Annotated in this window: 8 protein-coding genes; 3 read left to right on the forward strand and 5 right to left on the reverse strand. The window is 67.2% G+C overall.

Features of this window, described 5'->3' with window-relative positions; all coding sequences use genetic code 11:
• Positions 1-23 precede the first annotated feature (23 nt).
• The 4 genes from QF040_RS21155 to QF040_RS21170 form a co-directional block, all read right to left on the reverse strand.
• Complete coding sequence (locus QF040_RS21155; protein WP_013543810.1) at positions 24-398, reverse strand: YXWGXW repeat-containing protein; 375 nt, start codon at positions 396-398, stop codon at positions 24-26.
• Positions 399-518: 120 nt separating this feature from the next.
• Positions 519-1,838, reverse strand: coding sequence for an SGNH/GDSL hydrolase family protein (locus tag QF040_RS21160; RefSeq protein ID WP_429612681.1), 1,320 nt, complete (start codon positions 1,836-1,838; stop codon positions 519-521).
• Between the two features lie 65 nt (positions 1,839-1,903).
• Complete coding sequence (locus tag QF040_RS21165; protein ID WP_429612682.1) at positions 1,904-5,197, reverse strand: carboxyl transferase domain-containing protein; 3,294 nt, start codon at positions 5,195-5,197, stop codon at positions 1,904-1,906.
• Between the two features lie 10 nt (positions 5,198-5,207).
• Positions 5,208-6,827, reverse strand: a complete 1,620-nt coding sequence (locus QF040_RS21170) for an AMP-binding protein (RefSeq protein WP_429612683.1) — start codon at positions 6,825-6,827, stop codon at positions 5,208-5,210.
• An 86-nt stretch (positions 6,828-6,913) separates the two neighbouring features.
• Here QF040_RS21170 and QF040_RS21175 point away from each other — a divergent pair, with 86 nt between their 5' ends.
• The 3 genes from QF040_RS21175 to QF040_RS21185 all read left to right on the forward strand — a co-directional run bounded on the left by QF040_RS21175 (position 6,914) and on the right by QF040_RS21185 (position 12,543).
• Positions 6,914-7,621 carry a TetR family transcriptional regulator gene (locus QF040_RS21175; protein ID WP_429612684.1) on the forward strand — a complete coding sequence of 236 codons (708 nt, stop codon included), beginning with the start codon at positions 6,914-6,916 and terminating at the stop codon, positions 7,619-7,621.
• A 23-nt stretch (positions 7,622-7,644) separates the two neighbouring features.
• Positions 7,645-8,901 carry a branched-chain amino acid ABC transporter substrate-binding protein gene (locus QF040_RS21180; protein ID WP_429612685.1) on the forward strand — a complete coding sequence of 419 codons (1,257 nt, stop codon included), beginning with the start codon at positions 7,645-7,647 and terminating at the stop codon, positions 8,899-8,901.
• Positions 8,902-9,324: 423 nt separating this feature from the next.
• Positions 9,325-12,543, forward strand: a complete 3,219-nt coding sequence (locus tag QF040_RS21185; RefSeq protein WP_429612686.1) for a bifunctional cytochrome P450/NADPH--P450 reductase — start codon at positions 9,325-9,327, stop codon at positions 12,541-12,543.
• A 60-nt stretch (positions 12,544-12,603) separates the two neighbouring features.
• Here QF040_RS21185 and QF040_RS21190 read toward each other — a convergent pair whose 3' ends face one another.
• Positions 12,604-13,377, reverse strand: coding sequence for an esterase/lipase family protein (locus tag QF040_RS21190; protein WP_306882613.1), 774 nt, complete (start codon positions 13,375-13,377; stop codon positions 12,604-12,606).
• Positions 13,378-13,379: the final 2 nt, after the last annotated feature.

Consider the following 13,379-nt stretch of genomic DNA (forward strand, 5'->3'; position numbering starts at 1 on the left):
CGGCATCGCGCCGGGGCTCCGCATCAGTTGCGGTTCGGGTTGTTCGGACGGTTGTCGTAGCGGTTCGGCACGCCATCGCCGTCACGGTCCCAGCGGCCGCGGTTGTATTCCCAACGGCCATTGTTCTCGCGCCATTCCGGCGCACGGTACGCGTAGCCCGGACGGGCACGCACATAGGTGCCACGGACCCACACGTGGTGCCCGCGCTTCCATTCGTAGTGCCCCGGCGCCCACACATAACCACGGCGCGGCGGCGGCACGCGTTCCGCGCGCGGCGGCGGCGGTGCGACCTGGATGACCACGGGCTGCGCTTGCGCGGTCGTGGGAATGGTCATTGCAGCGCCCATCGAGAGCAACGAGGCAGCGCCGACAGCGAAGGAGATTGCGAGCTTTTTCATGGGGTACCCCTCATGAGTTGTTGGTGAGCCTTCATGCTGCCGGGGCCGTGTGAACCGCCTGTAAGCGGTGCACGAAATCTTGTGTAAACCTGTTTCTTACTTTTTGGCTCTTGCGAGCGCTCACTCCTGCAATTCCTTCAGATCGATGGCCGCGGCCATCGCCGCATGGCCGGCCTTGTTGGGGTGCAGATGGTCGCCGTTGTCGAATTGCGGATTCAACGCCTGCGGGTCCGCGGGGTCGCGCAGCGCGGCATCGAAATCGATCACGCCATCCACGTCGGTGCGGCTGCGGATCCAGCGGTTGACCGCGGTGCGCATCGCCTCGTTGGCCTCGTTCCAGTACGGCGTGTTCCGGAACGGCGGCACCGTGCCGAGCAGGATCTTCACGCCCTTGGCGCGCGCCTGCTTCACCAGTTGCTGCAGCCCATCTGTGATGCGCTCGGCGGTCGGCAGGTCGTGCACCGTGTCCGGGTTCCCGGGCACGCCCAGAAACACGCTGCGGCCGATGTCGTTGGTGCCCAGCAGCACGATCGTGTGCGTCACGCCGCTCTGCCCCAACGCATCCCGCGCGAAACGCGAGAGCCCGTGGGGCCCGATGCCATCGACCAGCAGGCGATTGCCGCCGATGCCGGCATTGAGCACCGACACCTCGTGCGCCGCCTGCGGACTGTTGCGCAGCCGCGTGGCCAGCATGTCGGGGTACGCACCATCGCCGGACTCGCCGCCACCCGCGGTGATCGAGTCGCCGAACGCGACCACGGTGCGCACTGACTTCGTGGTGAGTACGTCCAGGCCCGTCACGATGTGATTCAGCGGCAGCGTCGTCGCACCCTGCAATTTCGCCGCCGCCACCGCATTGCCCGGCGCGACCCAGCTCGTGTCGACGGACAGCAGGTGCACCGTGCCGTAGGGCGTCGCACGATCGAAGAAAGCGCTGACCGCCATCGTCTGACCGGCCTCGATGTTCAGGTCAAAGCCATCGCTCCACGCCTCCGCGCCGGGCGCGAGGGTCAGGCTGCCGCGACCGCCGAAACGCAGCACGCGCAACGTCGACGGAGAAATCGCATCGCCTCCCGTGCTGCGCGCCACACTCGCGGCCGCGATGCGCAACGGCGCCTTGCCGAAGCGGTTGGAAAAACGAATGCGGATGCGCTCGCCGCCGAGCGTGGGTGCCAGTTGCTGGCGCAGCGTCTGCCCGCGGAATTGATCGCCGCCGGGCGCGGGCTTGTGCGCCACGGCCGGGTTCGCGGCCAGCTCGCGAAAGTCCAGCGGTGCCACGGCCCAGCTGCCGACCCAATGCGCGTCGGCGGGTTGCTTGGGACGATGGTCGGGCTGCACGGCCTGCACGCCGACCGCCAACACGGCAAGACACAGCGCGGCGACCCAATGCGCCAGTGCCACTTCGCGAAGGCGATAAAGGCCGCGGAAAACGAGGTTCATGCGTGCAAAGCGGCCCAGTTTACGGAGCCGCCTTGCCCTATGGCGCGACGGGGTCTAGCGCGTGGTTACCAAGTGTCTACATAGGAAGAAACAGGTGCTGCCGCACGCGTGGCGGAAGCCAGACCGCGCACCAGCCAAGTGCGGGTTTCGGCCGGATCGATGACCGCATCGATTTCCAGCGTCTGCGCCATGTGGATCGCCTCGCCGTTCGCGTATTGCTGCGCCACGAGCTTCTTGAAGAGCGCATCGCGCTCATTGCCTTCAGGCACCGCCGCAAGCTCTTTGCGAAAGCCCAGGCGCACCGCGCCTTCGAGCCCCATCGCGCCGAACTCACCCGTGGGCCAGGCGACAGTGAACACCGGCGCATCGAAGCCGCCGGCCGTCATCGCCTGCGCGCCGAGGCCGTAGCCCTTGCGCAGCACGACCGCGAAGAAAGGCACGCGCAGATGCGACGCCACCATGAACATGCGGCAGACATGGCGCACTTGCGCCTGTGCCTCGATCTCGGGCCCGACCATGAAGCCCGGCGTGTCGCACAGCGAGACGATGGGCAGCCCGTGCGCATTGCACAGCTGCATGAAGCGCGCGGACTTGTCGGCCGCCTCCACATCGATGGCGCCGCCGAGGTGGTGCGGGTTGTTGGCCATGAGGCCGACCGGCTTGCCCTCGATGCGCGCGAGCGCTGTGACGATGCCCGCGCCGAAACCCGCGCGCAGTTCGAGCAACGAGCCGGTGTCGGCCACGCCGCGCATTGCGGCGCGCACGTCGTACACGCGCAGGCGGTTCTCGGGCACCACATGGCGCAGCGCGCGCGGGTCGGCGCATTGCCAGTCGGTGGTCGGGCCCTGGAAGTACGAGAGGTACTGCTTCGCCGCTGCGACGGCCGCGGCCTCGTCCTCCACCAGGATGTCGATCACGCCGTTGCGCGACTGCACGCTGCTCGGTCCGATCTGCTCCGGCGCGAAGGTGCCGAGCCCGCCGCCTTCGATCATCGCGGGCCCGCTCATGCCGATGTTGCTGCCGCGCGTGGCGATGATCACGTCCGCGCAGCCCAGCAGCGCCGCATTGCCCGCGAAGCAGCGGCCATGCACGATGCCGACCACCGGCACCTTGCCCGAGAGCGCGGCGAACTGGCTGAAGGTGTGATTGTTGAGGCCCGCGACGATCGGCATGTCGGTGTCGCCGGGACGGCCACCGCCGCCTTCGGCGAACAGCACGACAGGCAGGTTGAGCTGATGCGCCACCGCCAGCAGCCGGTCGGTCTTGTGGTGGTTGCGCATGCCCTGCGTGCCGGCGAGCACCGTGTAGTCGTAGGCCAGCACTGCGCAGCGCGATTTCTCGGGGCCGAACTGCTTCGCGTTGATGCTGCCGAGGCCCGTCACCATGCCGTCGGCCGGTGTGTTGGCGATCAGGTCTTCGAGCGTGCGGCGACGCGTTTGCGCGGCGATGGCGAGCGCGCCGTATTCGATGAAGTTGCCCGGGTCGGCGGCGGTGTCGCAGAGGTCGGCGATGTTCTCGCGCGCGGTGCGGCCGCCTTGCGCGTGACGTTTGTCGACGGCCGGCTTGCGGTTGGCGTCGAGCGTGGGTGCGTGGCGGTCGATCACCTTCTGCAGATCGGGGCGGATCGCATCGAGGTCGTGCTCGGTGCGCGCCTCGGCTTCGACGGCTTGCGCATCGACGGCCTCCAGGCGCACCAGCGACTGGCCTTCGACGAGGTAGTCGCCGGGCTCCGCGAGCAGCGCGACCACGCGGCCCGCAAAGGGGGCGTGCAGCAGGTGCTCCATCTTCATGGCTTCGAGCACGCCGAGCTGCGCGCCGGCAGGGAGCACATCGCCGACGGCCACTTCGAACTGCACGAGCTTTGCGGGCATCGGGGTCTTGACGGTGAGGTCGTCTGCGTCGTCGGCCGCCGAAGTAAGGGCCTCTGCAGCGACAGGAGCGATCTGCTTCGCATGCTTTTCGATCGACGCCGCAGCCGCCAACAGGTCGCCCAGGTGCGCCTCGACGAAGCGTGTGTGCACCGCCTGCGTCGCGAACTCGGGCCGCGTGGCGATGGCGCGCAGCAGCGAGAGATTCGTCGCGATGCCATCAATGCGGCATTCGTCCAACGCGCGCAGCGAGCGGCGCAGCGCATCGGCGAATTTCGGCGACGGCGAATGCACGATCAGCTTGGCGAGCAGCGTGTCGTAGTGCGGTGAAGGCGCGAGACCCGCATAGCCATGCGTGTCGACACGCACACCCGGCCCGCTCGGCAGGTCGAAGCGCGCGAGCGTGCCGCCCGACGGCCGCGCGTTGCCCTGTGCATCGAGCGTCTCGGCGTTGATGCGCCACTGCACCGCGAAGCCACGTTGCGGCGCCGTGCGGTCGGCCTCGATGCCCAGCGCGCTGAGGGATTCGCCAGACGCGACGGCAATCTGCAACTGCACCAGGTCCAGCCCGGTGACGGCCTCGGTCACCGTGTGCTCGACCTGCAGGCGCGGATTCGCTTCGATGAAAACGAACGGCAGCGTCGCCGATGCCGCATCGACAAGAAATTCGAAAGTGCCGAGTCCGCGATACCCGACCGTCTTGGCCATGCGCAACGCCGCCTGCGTGACCTGCGCGCGCAGTGTTTCGGGCAGCGATGGACTGGGCGCGATCTCCACCAGCTTCTGGAAGCGCCGCTGCAGGGTGCATTCACGTTCGCCGAGGCTCGCCACGGTTTGCCCATCACCCAGCACCTGCACCTCGATATGTCGGGCATTGCGCATCAGCCGCTCGACGTACACGCCCTCGATGCCGAAAGCCGCCTTGGCCTCGGACATGCAGCGCGCATGCGCTTCGGGCAGATCTGCCGCGTTCAGCACCGCGCGCATGCCGCGCCCGCCGCCACCGCCAATCGCCTTGACCATCACGCCCGCACCTTGCGCATGCTGCTCGGCGAAGAAGGTCTGCGCCTCTGCGAGCGTCACGGCGCCTGCACTGCCAGGCATCACGGGCACGTCGCATTGCGTGGCCAGTTCGCGTGCGCGCGCCTTGTCGCCGAAGAGGCCCAGCTGTTCAGGCGTCGGGCCGACGAAGACCAGCCCCGCATCCGCACAGGCCTCGGCGAAATCCGCGCGTTCGCTCAGGAAGCCGTAGCCAGGATGCACCGCATCGCAGCCCTCTGCCTTCGCGACGGCGATCAGCGCGGCCACGTCGAGATACGCAGACGGCCCGGTGGCATCGAGCGCCACCGCCACATCGGCCAGTTGCACATGAAGCGCCGCCGCATCGTCGCGCGCATGCACCGCCACGCTCGCGATGCCGAGATCGCGCAAGGCGCGCACCAGCCGCACGGCGATCTCGCCGCGGTTGGCAATCAAAACTTTGGAGAACACGCGATGTCTTTCAGTTCTTGTCTTTGAGCAGCCGGCGCAGCACCTTGCCGGCGCCGGTGGTGGGCAATGCGTCGATGAAGCTCACGGCGCGCGGTGCCTTGTAGCTGGCCATGTTCTCGCGCGACCAGGCGATGAGCGCATCGGCGTCGAGCTCGGCATCGGGCTTGCGCACGATGAACGCCTTCACCACCTCGCCCTTCTCGGCATCGGGCTGCGCGATCACCGCGGCTTGCGCCACCGCGGGATGCTTGATGAGGATGGTCTCGACCTCTTCCGGGAACACGCTGTAGCCCGAGACCTTGATCATTTCCTTGAAGCGGCCGATGAAGGTGAGGTAGCCGTCGGCATCGAGCTTGCCCATGTCGCCGGTGTGCACCCAGCCGCTCCGCAGCGTCGCCGCGGTGGCCTCGGGCTTGTTCCAGTAGCCCTTGAAGGAGCCCGGGCTGGTGAGCACGATTTCGCCGACTTCGCCGATAGGCATGTCGGCGCCCGTATCGGTGTCGATGATGCGGATCGTCACGCCCGGCACCGCAATGCCCTGTGTTCCCCAGCGCGGCGCATGGTGCGGCGTGTAGGTGTCGCAGGTGTGGGTCTCGCTCAGGCCGTAGGCGGCTTCGAACGAACTGCAGTTCGCGGCATGCGAGCGCCACTGCGCGGCCAGCGGTTCGGTGAAAGTGATGCCGAAGCTGGTCACCGGATTCATCTTGAGGCTCGACAGATCGAAGCTCGCGATGTCGACCACCTGCATGCACGCCACGTTCATCGGCGCGATGCTGTACCACCAGCTCACCTTGTGCGCGGCGATGGCCTGCAGCACCGCGCGCGGATCGAAGCGGTGCAGCAGCACCGAGGTGGCACCGCTCAACACCGGCACGTTCACGCCCATCAGCATGCCGGCGATGTGATACAGCGGCGCGATGGAAAGCAGCACGTCGTCCGGGCGCACGCCGTTGCAGTCGACCACCGCGCGCGTCTTGAAGAGCGCGTTGCCGTAGCTCAGCATCGCGCCCTTGGGGAGACCCGTGGTGCCCGAGGTGTAGGTCATGAGCGCGACGTCGTCCATGTCGATGGCGACGGGCTCCGGCTTTGCACCGGACTTCATCACGGCGAGGAAGTCTTCGCAATCGGACGGCACGCTGCGTTCGGCTTTCTGCTTCTGCTCGGCAGCGAGTTCCGCCGGCAGGTCGAGCGCGGCCGGCATGGGCAGCAGGTCGGCGTAGTGCACCACGAACACATGCGCGAGCGCGCTCTCGGGCTGCACCTTGCGCACCACCGGCAACAGCGGCGCGGCCGCGACGATCACGCGCGCCTTCAGGTCGTTGACCTGGTAGGCCAGCTCGTGCTCCTTGTTGAGCGGACCGCTCGGGCAGACGATGGCGCCGATCTTCTGGATGCCGAAGTGCGCGACCAGGTACTGCGGGCAGTTGTTGAGAAAGAGCACCACCGGCTCGCCCTTTTTCACGCCGATGGCCTGCAGCCGAGCGGCGAAGGCGTCGCTTGCGCGGTCGAGTTCGGACCAGCTCATCGCATGGCCGTACCAGATACAGGCGGCGCGCTCGCCACGCTCTCGCGCATGGGTGCGCAGGTACTCGTGCAGGGGTTGTTGCGGACGGTCGGGCAGTGTCTCCATGGCGTCTCTTTCTCAGGGTTATCGATAGCCGCCTGCACGGGGCAGGCGCTTGCCAATGGGTGCATGGTGCACGAACAATCCTACCCATGGGTATAACTTCCGCGACACGGCACAAACCCTCTGGGGCCGACAAAGCCGACGAGACAGCAACCGTCACCACGGCACAACCGCATCTGCCCCAGGGCACGGGCCGCCAGCGCGCGGCGACGCAGAGCACCGACACGCAGCGCGAGCGCATCCTTCAGGCGGCCGCGCAGCTCTTCGCCGCGCAGGGCTACGCCAACACGACGATGGCGCAGATCGTTCGCGCGCTCGGCGTGACCAAGCCCTTCGTGTACTACTACTTCCGCGACAAGCAGGAGATCTTCGAGACGCTGTCGTGGCGCCCCGCGGTCGACTGCTTCACCGCGCTCGACTTCGCTGCCGACGACCCGCGCCGCGCGAGCGAGAAGGTGCTCGAAGGCATCGAGCGGCTGATTCGCGCGACCATCGCGCATCACCCCGTCGCGTTCTTCGCGTACCGCGAGCCGCAGGTGTACCGGCCCGAGTACATCGCCGCACAGAAGAAGCTCGCACACCACTTCTACGACCTCTTGTGCCCGCTGCTCGAAGAGGCGCGGCGCGACGGCGACCTCGACTTCGGCGAGACCAAGATCACCGCACTCGCGGCCTGCAGCCTGCCGGGCTTTCTCTACAGCTGGTACCGCCCCGGCGGCCGGCTCTCGCCCGACGAGGTGGTGGCCGAACTCACGAAGCTCGCGAGCCGCGTGATCGGGCTCCGCGCCAAAGACTGATTCCCAACCTCCGGAGACACACCATGAAGCTCAAGAAGGAGCCCTCGGCGCGGATCGCCCTTGCCTGCCTGTTTTGCATCGCAGGTGCCGCGAATGCCCAACAGCCGACCTACAAGATCGCCTACATCGATCCGCTCTCGGGCCCCTTCGCCAACGTCGGCGAGCTGATGCTGATGCACACGCAGTACGCCATCGAGGACATCAACGCCAAGGGGGGAGTGCTCGGCGGCACCAAGCTGCAACTGCTGCAGTTCGACAGCAAGCTCTCGGCGCAGGAAAGCCAGAGCGCATTGCAGGCGGCCATCGACCAGGGCGCGAAGGCGATCGTCACCGGCGGCTCGGGCTCCTCGGTCGTCACGGCGCTGGTGCAGTCGGTGGCGCGCTGGAACCAGCGCAATCCGGGCAAGGAGCTCATCGTCTTGAACCACTCCTCCATCGACCCCGAGATGACCGGCAAGGGCTGCAGCTTCTGGCACTTCCAGACCGAGGCCAACACCGCGATGAAGATGAAGGCGCTGGCCAACTACATCAAGAAGACGCCCGACGTGAAGAAGGTCTACCTTCTCAACCAGGACTACGCGCATGGCAAGCAGTGGGCGAGCTACGGCCGCCAGATGGTGACGCTCGCGCGGCCCGACGTGCAGTTCGTGGGCGAGGCGCTGCACCCCATCGGCCGCGTGAAGGACTTCGCGCCCTACATCGCCAACATCCGCCAGAGCGGCGCCGATTCGGTCATCACCGGCAACTGGGGGCAGGACATGACGCTGCTGCTCAAGGCCGCGGGCGATGCGGGCTACAACCTGCGCTACTTCAACCACAGCGCGGGCTCGGTGCCGGGCACGGTCACTGCCGTATCGCAGGCGAAAACGGGACAGCTCACCTGGGTGGCCGAGTGGCATCCGGGCCAGGCCGATACGCCGAAGGCCGATGCGCTCGCCAAGGCCTACAAGGCCAAGACGGGGAAGGATTTTCTTGCGCCGCGCATCGACATGACACCGCGCCTGCTGGCACTGGCCATCAACAAGGCCGGCAGCGCCGACACCGTGAAGGTGGCCCGTGCACTCGAAGACCTGAGCTTCGATTCGGTGGTCGGCACGGTACGCATGCGGGCCGAAGACCATCAACTGCTGCTGCCGCAGGTGGTGAACACCATCGCGCCGGTGGACGGCAAGGCGGTGAAGGTCGGCTGGGAAGGGACGAACTACGGCTTTCGCACCGATGCGGTCTACAGCGGGAACGAGCTGGCACAGGGGACCGAGTGCAGGATGGTCCGGCCTTGAGGGCTTTTGCCTGGGGCTGATTGATTGAGTTCTTTCGGGGTACGTGCGCAGGCCACCGGGTACTCCCCTCCGCGAATGTCCCCCGGGCTTCGCCCTCCTCCTTGATTTCGCTGCGAGGAGCACCCGATGCCCTGCGCACTTGGACGCGCTGCGGGTGTATCGCTGATCAACCAGTGCTCTGAAACGAGCACGCCGATGGGGTGCCTTGCGCAGCGAAATCAAGGAGGAGGCGAAGCCGGGGGACATTCGCGGAGCAAGGTACCCCGTCGGCGTGATCGCCGCCCTGAACATCCCGCATCCTCAACTCCCAGAACTCCTCCTTAGGGAAACCCCGTCCCGCCCACCGCCGTGCCATCGGGATACTCCGGATTCGCATCCCGGACATCCGAAGCGGGTCCATACCGAAGGCACAACAAGGCACCCATGGCAGGAAAAAACTCGCTCTATCCGATCCCGCATCCGGCGAAGAAACCCTTCGTCGGCAACCTGCTGTCGATCGGCTCCGACTCTCCCGTGCTCGACATGTGGAAGATCGCGCAGGACCTGGGCGGCATCTACTGGCTCGACATGCCGGGCATGCCAGTGATCGTGGTGTCGTCGCCCGCGCTGGTCGACGAGCTCTGCGAAGAGGCGCGCTTCGACAAGAGCACGCGCGGCGCATTGCGCCGGCTGCGCGCCGCATCGCACGGCCTCTTCACCTCCGACACGCACGAGGAGACGTGGTCAAAGCCCCACAACATCCTCTTGGCCAACTTCAGCCAGCGCGCGATGCAGGCCTACCACCCGATGATGCTGGACATCGCGGGCCAACTGGTCACCAAGTGGGAGCGGCTCAATTTCGACGAAGAGGTGGACGTGGTGCGCGACATGACCGCGCTCACGCTGGACACCATCGGCCTGTGCGGCTTCGGCTACCGCTTCAATTCGTTCTACCGCGAGGGCTTTCATCCCTTCGTCGATGCGATGGTGCGCACGCTGGAGACGGTGCAGAACCGCCGTGGCCTGCCGCTCGAGGAGCTGATGCTCAAGAAGGAGCTTGCGCAGCAGCGCAAGGACATCCGCTACATGCACAAGATGGTGGAAGACATCATCGAGGAGCGGCGCGCGAGCGGTGCCGACATCGCCACCAAGCCCGACCTGCTGAGCTACATGATCGCGGGCGTGGACAAGAAGAGCGGCGAGCAGCTCACCGACAAGATGATCCGCGACGAGTGCATCGAATTCCTCATCGCGGGTCACGAGACCACCAGCGGCCTGCTCTCCTTCGCAATCTACTTCCTCCTGAACAACCCCGAGGCGATGGCCAAGGCGCAGGCCGAGGTCGACAGCGTGTTCGGCGGCGATACCTCGCAGAAGCCCACCTATGCGCAGGTCAATCGGCTGCAGTACGTGATGCAGGTGTTGAAGGAGTCGCTGCGCATGTTCCCGACCGCGCCCGCGATCTCGATGCGCGCCAAGGAAGACACGACCATCGGCGGCCAGTACACGATCAAGAAGAACAACATGGTCATCATGCATGCGCTCGCGCTGCACCGTGACAAGGGCATCTGGGGCGAGAACGCCGACCAGTTCGACCCCGACAACTTCAGCCGCGAAGCCGAGCGCGAGCGGCCGGTGAATGCCTTCAAGCCCTTCGGCAACGGGCAGCGCGCCTGCATCGGGCGGCAGTTCGCATTGCAGGAAGCCGTGCTCACGCTGGGCATGATCCTGCAGCGCTTCAACCTGGTCGATCACACGGGCTACAAGCTCAAGATCAAGGAAGCGCTGACGATCAAGCCGGAGAACTTCAAGATCAAGGCGGTGCTGCGCGATCCGGCTTCGCGCCCGCGCGGCAATGGTGAGACGACCGCCGCGCCGGATGCGCCCGCCAAGCCGGTCGCACGCAAGCCCCAGGCGGCACGCCACGGCACCTCGCTGCTGGTGCTGCAGGGCTCCAACCTCGGCACCGCCGAAGACCTCGCGCGGCAGCTGGCCGAGGCGGGCGAACTGCGCGGTTTTTCCACGCAGGTCGCTTCGCTCGACGACTACGCCGAGCGCCTTCCGGCCAATGGCGCGGTGGCCATCGTCTGCGCCTCGTACAACGGCGTGGCGCCTGACAACGCGGCCGAGTTCCATCGCTGGCTGGACAAGGCCGACGACGCGCTCAACGGCGTGCGCTTCAGCGTGTTCGGTTGCGGCAACACGGATTGGGCCGCCACCTACCAGGCGGTGCCGCGCCGCATCGACGAGCGCCTCGAAACGCTGGGCGCCACGCGCGTGCATCCGCGCGGCGAAGGCGATGCGCGCGAGGACATGGACGGCGCCTTCCAGGATTGGAGCGATGCACTCTGGCCCGAGCTGGTGAAGGCCTTCGGCATCAAGGCCGGCGCCGACACGCCGGCCGAGGCCGAGCCGCTCTACACGCTCGAGGAACTGCCGCCGCCGCAGAAGAACGCGCTGGTCGATGCGCTGGGCGCCGTCGCCTTGCGCGTCGTCGAGAACCGCGAACTGCAAAGCCCCGGCGGCGATGCCGGGACGAGCCGCTCCACGCGCCACGTCGAGTTGATGCTGCCCGAGGGCGTGAACTACGTGCCCGGCGACCACCTGAGCGTGGTGCCGCGCAACAGCCCCGCGCAGGTCGAGCGTGCGATGGCGCGCTTCGGCTTCGACCGCTCGGCGCATGTGCGCCTGTCGGCCGCGCCGGGCCGCAAGACCGCGCTGCCGGTGGACCAGGTGATCGCGGTCGACCGCCTGCTCGGCGACTACGTCGAGCTGCAGGACGTGGCCACGCGCAAGCAGATCGCCACGCTCGCGGCGTATACCGAATGCCCGTTCACCAAGCCGAAGCTTGTGGCGCTCTCGGGCAGCGACGAGGCCTCGCAAGCCGCGTACAAGGCCGAGGTGCTGCACAAGCGCAAGTCACTGCTCGAACTGCTCGAAGAACACCGCGCCTGCCAGGTGCCGTTCGCGGTGTTCCTGGAGATGCTGTCGCCGCTGTCGCCGCGCTACTACTCGATCTCGTCCTCGCCTTCGATGACACCGGGCCGCTGCAGCGTGACCGTGGGCGTGGTGAGCGAGCCCGCGCTCTCGGGCAACGGCATCTTCGAGGGCGTGTGTTCCAACTACCTCGCGCGCGCCGAGGCGGGCGAGACGGTGCATGGCGTCATCCGCGAGACCACGGCCGAAGGCTTCCGACTGCCGGAGGACGCAATGCGTCCGCTGATCATGGTCGGCCCCGGCACAGGCCTCGCGCCGTTCCGCGGCTTCCTGCAGGAGCGCGCGGCGCAGGTCGAGCGCGGCGAGGCGCTGGGCGAGGCGATGCTGTTCTTCGGCTGCCGCCACCCGGAGCAGGATTTCATCTACGCCGAGGAGCTGCAGGGCTGGTCGCACCGTGGCCTCATGAAGCTGCACACCGCGTTCTCGCGCTCGGGCGAACGCAAGGTGTATGTGCAGGACCTGATCCGCGAGCAGGCCGCGGCCGTGTGGAAGCTGCTCGAAGCCGGTGGCGTGATCTACGTGTGCGGCGACGGCTCGCGCATGGAGCCCGACGTGCGGCGCACGCTGACCGACATCGCGCGCGAGCACGGACACGACAGCAACGCCTGGATGGACAAGATGATTGCCGACCAGCGCTATGTGCTGGACGTATGGGCCGGCACATGAGCAGCCGCGGGAAGGCCATTGAAAAAGCCGGCGGGTGCCGGCTTCTTCATCGAACGCGCTTCACATGTCGCGGTCGGGATCGGGATACACCAGCGGCCCCAGCAAGCCGCGATTGAACGGCTTCCACTCGCCCTCGGGCTGCGCCAGCCGGTCGGCGACCGCATAGAGCACCGCGGGATGCGCGCCGAGCCCCAGGTGGCTCGCCATCACTTCGATGTTTTCCGACTGCGGGCCAGTCTTCTCGATGCTGCAGCGCCAAGCGACGACGCCATCGGTGCGGCTGAAGATCGAGGTGGTCGGCACCGGCGGCGTAGGCTGCACGAACTTCATGCGGCGCGGGTCGTGCGAACTCTGGCCGCTCACGCCCTCGTACACGCGCCAGGCGTTGGTCGCGCGCGGGCTGCCGGAGAACGGGCTGCCCAGCGTGATGACGTTGCGGATCAGGCCCGAATGGGCCGACGCCAGCAGCCGCGCATAGACGCCACCGAGGCTCCAGCCGATCACGCTGACCTTCTGGCCGCTCTTGTCGTTCAGGGTCTTGAGCAGCTCGACCATGCCGTCTTCCACGCCTTCGCGCGGACCGAGGTTGCGGCCCAGGCCCCAGCCGTGGGCGTCGTAGCCGCGGCTCGCCAGGTAGCGGCGCAGCAGCAGCGTGGAAACGTCGCTCGCCACGAGGCCCGGCAGCACGAGCACCGGGTGCCCGTCGCCGCGCGGCGTGAGTTGCAGGAGCGGCCACATGGCGATGCCGGCGCCTGTTTCCCAGAGGGCGCGCGCTTCGGCCAGCAGCAGCAGGCGCGAGGGCGGTGCGATGTGATCGTGGGTGGCGGTGGTCATGG

Origin of the sequence: Variovorax sp. W2I14 (assembly GCF_050435205.1) — a bacterium.
Taxonomy (GTDB): Bacteria; Pseudomonadota; Gammaproteobacteria; order Burkholderiales; family Burkholderiaceae_C; genus Variovorax; species Variovorax paradoxus_C.

Coding starts and splice junctions, on each gene's coding strand:
- QF040_RS21175 (WP_429612684.1), top strand. CDS start 6,914: ATGGGTATAACTTCCGCGACACGGCACAAACCCTCTGGGGCCGACAAA.
- QF040_RS21180 (WP_429612685.1), top strand. CDS start 7,645: ATGAAGCTCAAGAAGGAGCCCTCGGCGCGGATCGCCCTTGCCTGCCTG.
- QF040_RS21170 (WP_429612683.1), bottom strand. CDS start 6,827: ATGGAGACACTGCCCGACCGTCCGCAACAACCCCTGCACGAGTACCTG.
- QF040_RS21185 (WP_429612686.1), top strand. CDS start 9,325: ATGGCAGGAAAAAACTCGCTCTATCCGATCCCGCATCCGGCGAAGAAA.
- QF040_RS21190 (WP_306882613.1), bottom strand. CDS start 13,377: ATGACCACCGCCACCCACGATCACATCGCACCGCCCTCGCGCCTGCTG.
- QF040_RS21155 (WP_013543810.1), bottom strand. CDS start 398: ATGAAAAAGCTCGCAATCTCCTTCGCTGTCGGCGCTGCCTCGTTGCTC.
- QF040_RS21160 (WP_429612681.1), bottom strand. CDS start 1,838: ATGAACCTCGTTTTCCGCGGCCTTTATCGCCTTCGCGAAGTGGCACTG.